This is a genomic window from Nostoc sp. LPT, from assembly GCF_017115165.1.
GTDB lineage: Bacteria > Cyanobacteriota > Cyanobacteriia > Cyanobacteriales > Nostocaceae > Nostoc.
The window spans coordinates 41,192-55,349 of the sequence record NZ_JABXKF010000048.1 but is presented as its reverse complement, the minus strand read 5'-3'; the positions used below and the strand labels follow the sequence as shown (position 1 = coordinate 55,349).

The following is a 14,158-nucleotide window of genomic DNA, read 5'->3' as shown; positions in this document are numbered from 1 at the left end:
TCTTTAGTTTCCTGCTTATATTCCAATCACCATTCCATAAAGTACATCTTTATTTGTTTCTAATAATTCTTGGGTTTCGTCATCATAATACGCACCAATTCCACTACAATGGATTCCCAAATAATTACTAGTTAAATAAAGTCTCTGTCCAATAAAACCAGCTATTTGCATAGCAGTTTGATAATTTAAATAATCTGACACAAAAAATAAAGTTACAGCACCATCTCTAGCAATAGCCTGATTAATACATAAGTAACCTGTCTTTTCACTAAAATTACCCGTTTTAACCAGATGTGTACCTCTATATAACCCAGGTGTCATTCCTTCTACTCGATGTACCACTGAGTAAAATTCTATTTCCTCATAATTTTCTGTCGGTATTGACTGTTGAAGTTGTTGCACTACATATAAATAATCTTCTTGAGAAATAGCCTCTTTCCGGAAACGTCTAATAGAACGTCTATCCCAAACAGTTTGGTAAAATTTATCCTGGTCAAAATCAAATTGAGGATACTCTAACTTCTGCTGGCGACTCTTTTGTAGAGTAGTTGCCTGATAAGCATCTTCAATAAATTGATTGGATTCAAAATAATCAGTACCACAGACAAAAGGAACTTTCAGTCTTAAGCGTCTGATTTTTTTGTCTTGTACTTCTCCTGACACCGCACAACCAGTAATAAACTCCTTATTCTCAAAACCCAAATCAGAATTGAGCGCAAGTTTATCAAAGTCAAAAACTAGTTGTATATCTTTTTTATGGAGATAAGCTGAAGCTGCGATCGCACCTAAATGGTGTCCGCTATCTAAGAAGCAATATCTTATGCTTCTGTTTTGATATTTCCAGCTAGACCTATAATAAACACAACTAATTAAAAAGATGAATCCGTTGATACTTTTACCCGGTATAATATAACTCTCTAACCCATCATCAATTAATTCATAAATGAGAGTTAGACAATTATTCTCAACTTCTAGATGGTATATACCATCGATTATTCCCTCAATACCGCGAACCTGTACGTAAACTTCCGTAGGATACAGAGCGCCTGCTGATGGATTTACTCGCAGTTTATAAGGGTCATCTTTATATACTTTTTCTAGCGTTATCGCACTAGTTAATGAGATAAAAGCATGAACAGGATTATTGAGATTTAATTTCACTCTCCGATAAAACTTGGGATAAACTTTAAATGAAGATGGCTGTGTTGAAGCATCTACATAATTTGGGTCAAGTTGTACCGATAAGTAAGAATGCTTGGTAGCGTCATGATAGGCTTTCCCCGATATCTGACTTGATGGCATTTTTAATTATCCTTAAGACTTCTACGTTGCTAGCAAAATCTATCACTTTATAATCGTCTAAGTTTTTTAAATATAAATTAGGATGATATTGTAAAAGTAACTTTACGACTTCTGTCTTTCCAGCTGATGCTGCATACATTAAAACAGTTGCACCATTATCGTTTTGGTTGTCAATGTTAATATTGTGAGCCAACAGTAAATTAATTAAATCGTAGTGATTACCAAAACAAGCAAACCACAAAGCATTGTTGTGATCGCTATTTCGAGCATTGATATCCGCACCAGTATCAATTAGTTCTTTTACGACTGTATAAACTCCCTCTCTTGTCGCTTTCATCAAAGCTGTATCGCCATTTTCACCTGACTGATTTAAATCACCAGGATTATAGCTTTTTGCTATTAGCCATTGGGTTGTTGCTTCACTCAAATTTTGACTATTGGTTCGATTCATCAGTATTCCTTAATTAACTTTATTTATGCCAATTTACTAATATAAATTTGCTTGGCAAACAGAATGGTGAGCAATACCCACCATTAGTTAAAAAATATTATCTAAATTATTTAAACTTACATATATGCTATCAGCTTTATAAGTTTAAATTATTAATCATTTATAAATATCGCCTGATATTTTTCTTAAAAAAGCTTGAAAAAGAATAGAAAAGCAGTCATTTTTACAGTTTTGTTTGATAAAATAGATTAATGGCAGATGTGTCATAAACGTGAATTTAAATCCCTGATTTCTTCAAAAAGTCGGAAATTTAAGCAGTAAGTGTGTAGATTTTTAAATTTACTGGCAATGATAAGAATATAAAATATTGTCTACATCTTCGATAGTAAGACTTTGTTTATCAGCTAAAGTTTTCAATATATGGGTAATATCTTTAAGCTGGGATAAATTAAATGAAAGTCCTAATTCATTAGCTCGGTGATTAACTGCCTGTTTTCCAGCCAATTTATGATTGATTAAAATTGAGCGCGTTACACCAAAACTCCGGGGATTAATAGCTTCATAAGTCTCCGAATTATTGAGCATAGCTTTAGTATGAATGCCAGCTTTATGATTAAAAGCACTTTCCCCAAAAACACAGTGATTAAAAGGAATAGAAATCCCTAATTTTCTTGCAACTAATTCATGTAAGTAACCAAGTCGATCTAAGCGATATTTAGACTTAATCTGCTCTGGATTTGTAGCATATAACCTAGCGATGAACCTAGCTAGTGAGGTAATGCCATTACGTTCACCAATTCCCAGAACACAAGTGTCAATATGAGTTGCTCCCGCTTCCAGTGCTGTATAACTGTTAGCATTTGCACATTCTGTATCATTATGACCGTGAAACTCAATATCTAAATTGGTGAACTGGCGCAAAGTCTTCACTAATTCAAATACTTGCATCGGCGTAATAATCCCTACTGTATCAGCAATTCCAATGCGTTTGACAACTCCTAACTTTTCAATCTCCGAGTAAATTGTAATTAAATCTTCTGTGGAAGTGCGTGACGAATCCTCAGCCGAAAACCGTAACTCAATATCAGGAGCTTGCTGATGAATAAAAGTTAAAACTTCAGATGCTAAATCAATAATTTGATTAATATTTTTACCATGACTGAACTGACGCATTAAAGAAGAACTACCGATAGTTAAATTAATCCCAGCTACGCCTGTCGCTAAGGCAACTTTAGCATCTTCTAAGTGACAGCGAATGTGAGTTAATATTTTGGATGGCAAGCCTAAGCGAGCCAATCGTTCGCAGTCTTGTCTAGATTGAGGTGAAGCAATTGGTGATGTTAACTCTATATATTCCACTCCAAATGCAGCAAGAGCTTCAGCAATTTCGACTTTATCATCTGAAGAAAAATTGGCTTTGACAAATTGTTCACCTTCACGGAGAGTGCTTTCTACAATTGCAAATTTAGATAGCGACATTGACCGTTCTTCTTGTGCTAATTGTTACCAATTATGCTTACTTGTTAGTTTTAATATCACCATATTTGCATAATTGACAAATAATTGCTTTGGCTGATTCTTGGGGACTGGCTATAGTATCAATTATAAAAGAGCGATCGCTCGTATCCATTGTTTTATCCTGAGTTTTACAGGAAGTTCCGATTCCTCACTCTGCCGTTACCAATAATTATAATGAACAGCCAGTAACACTAAAGCGGGTAAACATTTGAATTATAAATTAGGAATTGTGAAAGGAAGAAGGAAGTATATTTTCATCCTTCATCCTTCATCTTTTATTTGGTTGCTAAAGGCAACAACCAAAGCAATAAATTAGACTAGATATGCTTCTTGATGTGTTTTAATTGTGCAATTAGAACGAGGATAAGTTACACAAAGTAGAGCGTATCCTTTAGAAACTTGATCGTCATCTAAAAAGTTTTGATCGTCTTGATTAACTTCACCTTCAACAACTTTACCAACACAGCTAGAGCAAGAGCCTGCATGACATGAAAAAGGCAACTCAATACCATTTTCTTCTGCTGCTTCTAAGATGGTGGTCTCTTCGTCAATTTCAATTGTGGTGTCGATGTCTTCTTTTTTGTTGATTAATCTAACTTGGTAGGAAGCCATTTTCTGATTCTCCTCAAACGTTATACAGTTGGTGTAATTTCTGAAGTTTTTGAGCAACCTATCCTACTTTTTGCTTCCCTTCTACTTACGGAGATGCTACGCTTAGTCGGCTTCTCTATAGGAGTAAGGGATGCAACGCGAACTAGAAGCCACCTCAAGCATCTATGAAAAACTGCGCGGAGTGCGTCTATAGGAAGCCTCTACAATTGACTTGGTGCTAACGGAATGATGTTAGCTGCAAGGTACACCAGTAGGCTTACCGTCGCCTGCTTTGAGGGACTTTCCACAACCACCGCATTTATCAGTTGCATTGGGGTTGGTGAACTTAAAACCGCTTTCCATCACTCCCTCAACGAAGTCAACCACAATTCCTTCTAATAACGACGCACTTTTGGCATCAACGTAAACCAGCACTTTGCCTTGCTGGCTTACTAAATCATCTGGTTGGGGCTTGCTGGTGATATCCATTGCATATTCATGGCCACTGCAACCACCATCTTTTACTGAGATGCGAACACCTTTAGTTGCGCCATTAGCGTTGGGTGCGGAACCTCCAAGCAATGCCTGCAGATGAAATTCTGCTTTTTCTGATAAAGTAACGGTCATCAGGTCTCCTGATTTGTAGCGATTAGTTGTTCTGATTTCAGATGTGGATTGTCATTTGTCCTTTGTCCTTTGTCTTTTGCTAATGACCAATGACTAATGACTATTTTGTGCAATCCCTGTGGCTTCTATTGAATTGGATTGAGCGTGTCTCCAAGGCGCACTATTACCGCATACTGGACAAGAGCGATCGCGGTAAGAACGGCGTTTAGCAAATTCCATCCGATTTAAGTCGATTGTCAGCAATTGCGACAATAGAGGCTGACTAAACCCGGTGATCAGCTTGATAGCTTCCAAAGCTGTTAGACAAGCTAGTGTCCCAGAAACAGCGCCTAAAACTGAAAAGCCGCGCTGATCCCAATCAGGCTTTTCTGGAAACAGACAAGACAAGCAAGGAGTCACACCAGGAATAATCGTTGTCAAGTAAGCCTCCATCCCATTCATTGCGGCTTCTACCATTGGCTTACGCGATCGCACACAGGCTTCATTTAACAAATTCCGCTCTGTAAAATTGTGGGCGCAATCAAGAGCCATATCAGCAGATTGCACTAACGAATCTACATTTTCCGGGGTGATGTAATCATGAACAGCTTCCACTTGGACATCAGGATTAATCGCATCCAGAGTTTCTTTAGCTTTGAATACCCTTGGCTTACCTACCCAATCATCAGTCATGAGAACCTGACGATTCATATCATCTTGTCGCAAGTCACCACCCCGGACTAAGATTAGCCGCCCAACGCCTGCTACTGCTAGGTAAAGCGCCGCCGTACCACCTAATCCCCCCACACCCGTAACCAGAACTGTCGCTGACTTCAGGCGCTTCTGTGCTGTTTCGCCAAAATTTGGAAGCATCATTTGGCGACGATAGCGTTCTAATTCGGTAGGCGTCAGGTTAACCAATTTATACCTCCTAATCAGAAGTGATTTCTGTCAGTGTGACTACATTTTTCGGCTTGTCGTTAAACACTTTGAACAGCTTTTGTTCGTGGGGTGTTGATTCGATAAATACCTGATAAGCTTTTTGCAAAGCCAAAGAATATTGATTTAATTTCTCTTCTTGACTCAAGTCAGGAGAATTATTATCAATTTCCTGGATGTATTGAGAAAATTTTTTCAGAATATGTAGACGATTTACATTCACAACTTCTAAATCGTAGGACATATTAAAGAATTGAAAAAATTCTTCTGCATCTACGAGCTTCTTGAATTCATCAATAGTTCCAGTCACGTCGCTTCGCTCCGAATTCAAAATTCAAAATTCAAAATTCAAAATTAACAATCCCCATCAATTTATGGGTTTGTATCCTTTTTCTCTTAGGTCATTTAGCATTCTCCAATTGTTTAAGATGCTGCTTTAATTCATCTAACTGGCGATAGATTTCATAAGTTGCAGCTGCAACATCCATAAGTTGTTTGTAATCTGTTGGCAGACCTTCAGCTAAATCATGCAGATCCATTTTCATTTGACCTGCTTTGCTGTTAAGCCGTCTGATTTGTCCTTGTAGTTCCTCAATACTTATTTCTTCTGCTTGCACAATCAACCACTCCTTTTTCAGTGCTGAGTGCTGAGTTGCGAGTTATTAATTCTGAGTTAGAAGTTATGAGTTATGAGTTAGAAGTTATTAGTTATATAATTTTTAATTTCTAACTCTTCACTATTTACTCAGCACTCAGCACGGGCTAAACGCCCCGCTTCCGCTAACAGCACTCAGTACTCTTAAAGTTTGCCAACTTCAGGAAAGCGCTTCGCCAAATCAAGCCCTTTTTTGACGTAGTTTTCTCCCTCTTCGGCTAATTTATCCAGTGAGTCAAAGCCAAAGCGATGAGCATCTCGCAAGGTTTTCACAGCTAGCAAAAGACGACCAGAAAAAACTAGCGCCCAGCCAAATCCTTCATGGCTCAAATCAACTACAACCTGGGATATCAAACCTGTTTCTTGTTCAATCCCAGCAGCTACAGCTCGAAAAAATGCCATAATCCGTGCTTGAGTTATCGGATCGACTTCGCCCTCAAGGGAAATTTCCCGTTTTTTTTGTTTGGTGACAAGAAAGGGTTTAAGAATCAATTCATCCGACCAACTACGATAAACTCCATAACTGTCTTGACCACGGATTTGTTTAATTAATACCTTAAGGAAAGGTGAGTTCAAGACTTCAGTTGTAGCAGTTCCGTTAACACTATTATTTGTGGTCATACTGTCGCTTCATTTTCAACTTCATCGGCAAAGTTTGTGGGTTTTTGCTGTAAAGCCTTACGCAACCAAGGTGGAGGATTACCTTTGAGGGTTTTTACTAGCTTGTTTAGTACTTTGCTAATTTCGTCCTCTTCCGATCGCGCCTTCACTGGGGTGACACCTTTCTTGATTAACCGAGCAGCTGCGCTCCCGCCAATTGCGAAAACATAAATAATTGTGCAGTCAGTTAATGCTTCAATTTTTGGTGCGAGTTTACCCTCATTATTCTCTTCTTGGATTTCATAATTAAATTTGAGACTTTCTACAAATTGATATCCTTCATCTGAAATTTCATAAACATCAATTTGTTCTGAGCCTCCAAAGTGAGTATTAATATGAACTCCGTCACTCGTCGTAAAGGCAATCTTCATCGTAATTTGTCCTTTGTCCTTTGTCCTTTGTCCTTTGTCATTTGTCCTTTGTCATTTGTTACTTACTAATGACGAATGACTAATGACTAATGACTCTTCTTGCTCTAAAAACAGGTTGCCGATGCCAAACACAAGTTCCATTGTGCCTCGATAGCCAACTTTGGTAAATTGACCATTACCTAAGCGGTCATAAATGGGCAATCCTAGACGATAAAGAGGAATCGAGAGCCGTTTAGCGATCGCACTGACATTCGAGTTACCAATTAGCAAATCAGAGCCATCTGCTAAACTCTCAAAGTCTTCCAAATCACCGATGGTGACGCTTTTAACCGGGAGTTTTTCTAGTAGTGGCGATCGCGTGGTTGTCACCGCCGCATGAATTTGCGCTCCCATCGATTGCAGGAAATGCACTGTTGACCACAGCAAATCTGGTTCCAGCGCCAGGGAAACTCGTTTTGCACCAAAGTAAAAGTGGGTGTCCAGCATCGCATCTTGCAACTGACGACGTTGGCGGCGGTATTTTTCGGGTACGCTATTACCGCTCAGAATCGCCAATGCTTGGATAAATTCATCTACTGGTTCTAATCCTGTCAGTTCGCTAAACACCTCATAAGGCGTGTCAAAGCGTTCTTCGAGAATCTTGGCAGCCCCCCGCATACTTTCACCCAATGCCAGGGTGAAAGCAGAGCTACCTACTTCTCGTAGCTGTTTTAAGGTAGTGCCACTGACTGTAACCGCACTATAACCATCCTCTAAATGACCATCTAGGGAAGCGCCAAGGTCAGGTACAAAGATCGGCACTAATCCAAAGGATGTAATTATCTCTTTGATTTCCTGTACATCCCCAGGTGTGAAGGCAGAACCCGCCAAAATCGTGACTTGTTCAGTTCTGATTTCACCTGCGCGAGGAATTTCCTGAACGATGCTTTCGACAGCAGCAGTAAAGCCATCTTGCAACGCCCCTTTAAAATCTGGGGTAGGTGCAAAAACGATCGCCAAATCATTCAATTCGGGATGGCGATCGCGGATTTCCTTAAGAAAGCCCTCGATGTCATCGCCTCTAGTTTCCGTTAACCCAGTACTACATAAACCAATAATTTCTGGGTTAGCTTTTTCCACTAGAGTCAGAATTGCTTCCTCCACATTCTCTTCACCACCCAAAATGGTAGTGACTTCCGTCATCGCTGTCGTAGCTAAAGGAATCGCTTCCCGGAAATGCCGCACTAGGACAACTTTAGCGAAAGCAGTACAACCTTGAGCACCGTGGAATAAGGGCATCGTCCCTTTCAATCCCAAAAAGGCTAAGGTTGCACCCAAAGCTTGACTTTGCTTGAGGGGATTAACTGTCAGTGCTTTGTTAGAAACAGTAACAATCGCCATTAAACTACCTCCTTTTTGCTTTCAGAAATAGCATCTACTAGAAGAGATGAGGGAGCAGGGGGAGATGAGCGAATAAAGGAAGGAAACAAGCAAACTAATTATTATTCTTCCTCATCCCCCTCATCCCTCAGTTACTATATCTGAATGCAATTCAGCCTCTTCCCAAGGAGCGGGTTTGCGTATTTGTTCCCAAATCGGGCTATACAGAGCTTCGTACAGTTCCCGCGCCATTTCAATCATTCCCACATAACCTGCATAAGGATGGTGGCGTTCTTGGTTGATATCAAGGAAAGGAATTCGAGCTTTCAGAGCGGTGTATTGGTTACGACCGCCAGCAATCAGCATATCTGCTTTGGTGTCTTTAACCACTTGTAGCAATTCCTTAGCGTTGCCCTTCTCCAACATGATGCCATCGTTGCCGAGCAACTTCTTGATTTTGGCTTTATCTTCTTCAGTACTTTTTCTAGTACTGGTAGCAACAACTTCAATGCCCAAGTCCCTAGCCGCCGAAATAATCGACCAACTCTTGACACCACCTGTATACAACACAACCCGCTTACCTTTGAGTCGAGCGCGATAAGGAGCCAGTGCCAAATCAAGAGCAGCCGTTTCTTCTGCAATTAGCTTTTCTGTCCGCTCCTGTAAATCAGCGTCGCCTAATTTAGCAGCGATGTTTCGCAGACAGCGATTCATATCATCGATGCCGTAGAAAGACTCTTCAATGTAGGGAATGTTGTAACGCTCCTCCATCTTTCTCGCCATATTGAGCAGCGCCCGCGAGCAGATCATGACGTTGAGCTTGGCGCGGTGGGCGTAGCGAATTTCATCGTAGCGAGCATCGCCCGTAATTTTAGACAAAATACGGATGCCTAATTTCTCTAGCAGTGGTGTTACTCCCCACATTTCCCCGGCGATATTGTATTCACCGATTAAGTTAATATCATAAGGTGTTGTATGTTCCGGTTCTGCTGTGCCGACAACATATTCTAATAAAGATTCACCGCCAAAACGGTTGCCGAGATTTTTACTGCCAATGAATCCTGGGGCAATGACGGGAATAACAGGAGTACCAATTTTTTCAGCCGCAGCTTTGCAGACAGCATCGATATCATCACCAATTAAGGCTGTAACACATGTGGCGTAGACGAATACTGCTGCTGGTTGGTAACGCTCGTGAAGTTCCAGAATCGCTTTGTAGAGTTTCTTTTCGCCACCGAAGATGACATCATTTTCACCCAAGTCAGTGGTAAAACCCATTTTGTAGAGTTGAGGGCCAGAGGAAAGACTACCACGACTGCCCCAGGAATTACCAGCACAGGCTATAGGACCGTGGACTAAATGAGCAGCATCTGCGATCGGCACTAGGGAAATCATTGCACCATCAAAAGCGCAGCCCCCTTGAGCCGCGCCAGGTTGTGCCTGTTGAGCGCAAGACTTATTTTTCTTTTCTGTTTGTTTGTGCTGATTATGTTCGCATCCTGTCTCAGTCAGCAGTTCGTTGATTTTGCTTTGGGTGACTTTCATCTCTCTTCTCGTACTTAATTGTTAATTGTCCTTTGTCATTTGTCATTTGTCCTTTGAATAACTAACAACTAATGACTAATGACCAATGACCAATGACTAATGACTAACAAATGTATTTTGTGACATCCTCTCCACATACATCAGTGAGGTAAGATAGAGCGCGAAAACGCAATCCTACAAATTCGTCATATAAAGGATTGAGTTTACATAGTGGTGGGATATCAATAGACTTCCCAAATAATTTAATTTGTCGCTCAAAGGGACAACAACAAGGAATTGTTTGGCAAATTAGATGAGCGATGCGATTATTTTTAACCTGAATTCCATCCACTACACGGCGCAACGGATTAAGAAGATTGTGGAACCACCCTGGTTTTTTCTGGTTAGGTGGATGGTAATTAGGATGAGGATGAGTGTGAGTGTGTTCGTGAGTGTGATTGATGGTTTCCATTTATAAATTCCTTGGGTAAATGCTATCAAGAAAAAGGGGAGTTGGGGATTGGGAATTGGGGATTGGGAATTGGGATTTAATATTTCCCTATTCCCGTTCGGCTACGCTCACGGCAAGCCTATTCCCTATTCCCTACTCCCCTTCTTTACCCTTAATTAACACGTTGTGTTTCTACGCAATTTCTAACGAATCAAGTCGTAGGAAATATCTGTCTTAGAAGGAATGTTGGTGTTGCGATCGATTTCTTCAAACAGAGTATTTACAACCCAGTTAAGCAAGTTGATTACACCTTGATAACCAATGGTGGCGTAGCGGTGTAGGTGGTGGCGATCCATGATGGGGTAGCCGATTCTCACGAGGGGAGTCTTGGTATCGCGCCACAGGTACTTACCATAGGTGTTACCAACCAGGAAGTCTACTGGTTCGGTGAACATTAGAGAACGCATGTGCCACAGGTCTTTACCAGGCCAAACAGTTGCATTCCTACCGAAGGGGCTAGAAGCAAGCAGTTCTTTCATTTCTGCTTCAAATACTTCGTTGCTGTTGTGAACCAAGATATGTACTGGTTCAGCACCCATTTCCAGCATAAAGCCAACTACGCAGTATACTAAATCTGGTTCGCCGTAAATAGCGAAGCGCTTGCCGTGAATCCATGAGTGAGAGTCAGTCATGGCATCAACTGCCTGACCACGTTCAATTTCCAATTGTTCGGGAATGGGGATACCACTCAGTTCGCTGAGTTTCATCAAGAACTCATCAGTACCCTTAATACCCCAAGGACGGGAAACTGCGGTTGGTTGCTTCCACTCTTTTTCAATGTACTCGCGGGTTTTGAGGGTAGAGTGTGCTTGCAGAGCAATTGTAGCTTTCGCATTAATTGAATCTACTGCATCTTCTAGCTTTGTACCACCTGGATACATATTGAACTCACCTGTGTTTGGTGAATCCAGGTAGTCGCTATTGTCGGCTAAAATGGTGTAGTCAAAGCCGAACAAAGAAGCAATCCGCTTGATTTCGCGGTTGTTGCCTACGTAGGTGTCAAAACCTGGGATGAAGTTGATCTTACCATTGCTGGTTTCTTTCTTCTGACCTGCGGTCAGGTTAGAAAGAATTCCCTTCATCATGTTGTCGTAACCAGTGATGTGGGAGCCAACAAAGCTAGGGGTGTGAGCGTAGGGTACTGGGAAATCTTGAGGAACTGAACCAGCTTCCTTGGCGTTGTTGATGAAAGACTGTAAGTCATCACCAATTACTTCTGCCATACAAGTGGTGCAGACAGCGATCATCTTGGGCTTGTAGAGTTGGTAAGAGTTCGCCAACCCGTCAATCATGTTTTGCAGACCACCAAATACGGCTGCATCTTCAGTCATTGAAGAAGATACACCAGAGAATGGCTCTTTGTAGTGACGGGTTAAGTGGGTGCGGAAGTAAGCAACGCAACCTTGAGAACCTTGAACAAAAGGTAGAGTACCTTCAAAACCAACAGCAGCAAAGATTGCTCCCAATGGTTGACAGCCTTTAGCAGGGTTGACGGTTAAAGCTTCACGAGCGAAGTTCTTTTCACGATAATCCCAACCCTTCGTCCACTCTGCAACCCGTTGTACTTCTTCGGTTTCGTGAGCATTTTCAAACTGCTTTTTGTTTTCAAAAAGTTGTTTGTACTCCGGTTGGTGGAATAACTCTACGTGGTCTTGAATTTTTTCGGGATTCTGAGGCATTTTTGGATCTCCAAGCTTACTGAATTCTTTTACTGATTGAGGAATAAGGATTTGAGGCGGTAGAGAAGCGATTAATCGCGTCTCTACTAGGAGATGGGAATATGATTCAAAATTCAAAATGCAAAAATCAAAAGAAATTTTAATTTTTCAGTTTTGAATTTTGGATTCCCAACTTCCCCCTAGGGTTTTAGCCCCAGGTTATCCTTACTTATCTAGCTCCCATTTCCCTAGACAGCAGCTTTAGCTTCAACTTTAGCTTCAGCTTCAGCTTTAGCTACAGCCTTCTTAGCGTTAGCTTTTTCATTCCAAGGAGCGCCAATTAATCCCCAGGTTGGGCTGTTGAGTGCCAAGTCCATGTCACGTGCGAAGATGGCGAAGCCGTCATAACCGTGATAAGGGCCGGAGTAATCCTTTTTATGGTTTAATTCTTTTCGGTAGCCTAATGTTTGCAGTAAACAGTGTCAGTGATAAACATTGTTCGCCGATAACACATTTATTTTTAGGCTAAATATAGGCTAAAAACACAGCGATGCATAATTAGGTTCAGGACTCAGGCATTATCTAAATGTTGTCCTGAGGCAAGGCGATTAAAAAATCGCCCGTTTTTTTGCTCATCTCTGCAAGCACAGCAGCAAAAAGAACACATGAGAACTAAAGTACTACTAGAATTAGAGAAAGTTAATCTGCGTTTGAAGTCTGCAAAGGCAAAGGTGACAATTAGAGAATCGAATGGAAGTCTGCAATTACGGGCGACGTTACCAGTTAAGCCGGGAGATAAAGATAGCAATGGTACTGGGAGAAAACAATATAATCTCAGTTTGAATATTCCCTCTAACTTGGATGGACTCAAGACGGCTGAGGAAGAAGCCTATGAATTAGGTAAGTTAATTGCTCGTAAAACGTTTGAATGGAATGATAAATATTTAGGAAATGAGGCAATTAGAAAAGATTTTCAATCTATAGGGGAATTGCTTGAAAAATTTGAAGAGGAGTATTTTAAAACTCACAAACGCACAACTAAAAGCGAACATACTTTTTTTTATTACTTTTCCCGCACCAAGAGATTTACAAATCCTAAATATTTGGCAACGTCTGAAAATCTGATAAATTCAATTGAAAAAATCGATAAGGAATGGGCTAAGTATAATGCAGCTAGAGCGATCGCTGCATTTTGTGTGACATTTAACATCGACATCGATTTATCTAAATATTCTAAAATGCCTGAGAATAATTCCCGAAATATACCGACCGATGTAGAAATATCTGAGGGAATTATCAAGTTTGAAGATTACCAACATAATAGAGGTAATCAAGTTAATCAAAATGTTCAAGATAGTTGGCAACTTTGGCGCTGGACGTATGGAATGTTAGCAGTTTTTGGTTTACGTCCACGAGAACTTTTTATTAATCCCGATATTGATTGGTGGTTGAGTGCAGAAAATACAGATTTGACATGGAAAGTCGATAAAGATTGTAAGACTGGGGAGAGAGAAGCATTGCCATTATATAGGCAATGGATTGATGAGTTTGATTTGAGAAATTCTAAATATTTGGAGATGTTAAGGAGTGCGATCGCTAAAAAAGACAACACTAATCATGCGGATATAACGGCGTTAACACAGCGAGTTAGTTGGTGGTTTCGCAAAATAGGATTGGATTTTAAACCTTATGATTTACGTCACGCTTGGGCAATTCGAGCGCATATTTTGGGGATACCAATTAAAGCGGCGGCGGATAATTTGGGGCATAGTGTGCAAGTGCATACCCAAACTTATCAGCGTTGGTTCTCGCTTGATATGCGGAAGTTGGCGATTAATCAGGCGTTGAGTAAGAGGAATGAAGTTGACTTGATTAGGGAGGAGAATACTAAGTTGAGGATAGAAAATGATAAGTTGAGATTCGAGATTGAAAACTTGAAAATGGAGTTTGTTTATAAGCGTAGTTAGATTTGCTAAGACAATTAATGTTACGCGTTGCACTGCGTGATAACGC

General features: G+C 40.5%; 14 protein-coding genes and 2 pseudogenes. 1 reads left to right on the top strand and 15 read right to left on the bottom strand.

Annotated elements, in window-relative coordinates:
• Window positions 1–15: 15 nt before the first annotated feature.
• The 15 genes and pseudogenes from HWQ58_RS10840 to HWQ58_RS10770 form a co-directional block, all read right to left on the bottom strand.
• Window positions 16–1,302, bottom strand: a complete 1,287-nt coding sequence (locus HWQ58_RS10840; RefSeq protein ID WP_292861547.1) for a nitroreductase family protein — start codon at window positions 1,300–1,302, stop codon at window positions 16–18.
• Window positions 1,265–1,753, bottom strand: coding sequence for an ankyrin repeat domain-containing protein (locus tag HWQ58_RS10835; RefSeq protein WP_292861544.1), 489 nt, complete (start codon window positions 1,751–1,753; stop codon window positions 1,265–1,267). Before HWQ58_RS10835 ends, HWQ58_RS10840 begins: the two co-directional genes overlap by 38 nt.
• 339 nt (window positions 1,754–2,092) lie before the next feature.
• Window positions 2,093–3,232 carry a homocitrate synthase gene (locus HWQ58_RS10830; RefSeq protein ID WP_292861541.1) on the bottom strand — a complete coding sequence of 380 codons (1,140 nt, stop codon included), beginning with the start codon at window positions 3,230–3,232 and terminating at the stop codon, window positions 2,093–2,095.
• Window positions 3,233–3,583: 351 nt separating this feature from the next.
• Window positions 3,584–3,883, bottom strand: coding sequence for a 2Fe-2S iron-sulfur cluster-binding protein (locus tag HWQ58_RS10825; protein WP_292861538.1), 300 nt, complete (start codon window positions 3,881–3,883; stop codon window positions 3,584–3,586).
• 231 nt (window positions 3,884–4,114) lie between these two features.
• Entirely contained in the window at window positions 4,115–4,489 is a 375-nt protein-coding gene (locus HWQ58_RS10820) for an iron-sulfur cluster assembly accessory protein (RefSeq protein WP_292861535.1), read from the bottom strand.
• A 93-nt stretch (window positions 4,490–4,582) separates the two neighbouring features.
• On the bottom strand, window positions 4,583–5,389 hold the full coding sequence (locus HWQ58_RS10815) for a HesA/MoeB/ThiF family protein (protein ID WP_292861532.1): 807 nt from the start codon (window positions 5,387–5,389) through the stop codon (window positions 4,583–4,585).
• A gap of 10 nt (window positions 5,390–5,399) precedes the next feature.
• Complete coding sequence (nifW, locus tag HWQ58_RS10810; protein ID WP_292861529.1) at window positions 5,400–5,717, bottom strand: nitrogenase-stabilizing/protective protein NifW; 318 nt, start codon at window positions 5,715–5,717, stop codon at window positions 5,400–5,402.
• A gap of 91 nt (window positions 5,718–5,808) precedes the next feature.
• Window positions 5,809–6,009, bottom strand: coding sequence for a CCE_0567 family metalloprotein (locus HWQ58_RS10805; RefSeq protein WP_292861758.1), 201 nt, complete (start codon window positions 6,007–6,009; stop codon window positions 5,809–5,811).
• Window positions 6,010–6,206: 197 nt separating this feature from the next.
• Window positions 6,207–6,683, bottom strand: a complete 477-nt coding sequence (locus HWQ58_RS10800; protein WP_292861526.1) for a NifX-associated nitrogen fixation protein — start codon at window positions 6,681–6,683, stop codon at window positions 6,207–6,209.
• Window positions 6,680–7,093 carry a nitrogen fixation protein NifX gene (nifX, locus tag HWQ58_RS10795; RefSeq protein WP_292861523.1) on the bottom strand — a complete coding sequence of 138 codons (414 nt, stop codon included), beginning with the start codon at window positions 7,091–7,093 and terminating at the stop codon, window positions 6,680–6,682. Before nifX ends, HWQ58_RS10800 begins: the two co-directional genes overlap by 4 nt.
• Before the next feature lie 51 nt (window positions 7,094–7,144).
• Entirely contained in the window at window positions 7,145–8,473 is a 1,329-nt protein-coding gene (gene nifN, locus HWQ58_RS10790) for a nitrogenase iron-molybdenum cofactor biosynthesis protein NifN (protein WP_292861520.1), read from the bottom strand.
• Window positions 8,474–8,593: 120 nt separating this feature from the next.
• Window positions 8,594–9,997, bottom strand: a complete 1,404-nt coding sequence (nifE, locus tag HWQ58_RS10785; protein WP_292861517.1) for a nitrogenase iron-molybdenum cofactor biosynthesis protein NifE — start codon at window positions 9,995–9,997, stop codon at window positions 8,594–8,596.
• A gap of 103 nt (window positions 9,998–10,100) precedes the next feature.
• Window positions 10,101–10,448, bottom strand: a complete 348-nt coding sequence (locus tag HWQ58_RS10780; RefSeq protein ID WP_292861514.1) for a Mo-dependent nitrogenase C-terminal domain-containing protein — start codon at window positions 10,446–10,448, stop codon at window positions 10,101–10,103.
• Window positions 10,449–10,630: 182 nt separating this feature from the next.
• The gene (gene nifK / locus HWQ58_RS10775) at window positions 10,631–12,166 is read right to left on the bottom strand and encodes a nitrogenase molybdenum-iron protein subunit beta (protein WP_292861511.1); all 1,536 of its coding nucleotides are present in this window, start codon (window positions 12,164–12,166) and stop codon (window positions 10,631–10,633) included.
• 227 nt (window positions 12,167–12,393) lie between these two features.
• A pseudogene (locus tag HWQ58_RS10770) lies at window positions 12,394–12,576 on the bottom strand (hypothetical protein); the annotation flags it as partial.
• A gap of 201 nt (window positions 12,577–12,777) precedes the next feature.
• Between HWQ58_RS10770 and HWQ58_RS10765 the strand changes: the two are divergent.
• Window positions 12,778–14,112, top strand: a pseudogene (locus tag HWQ58_RS10765) (site-specific integrase); the annotation flags it as partial.
• Window positions 14,113–14,158: the final 46 nt, after the last annotated feature.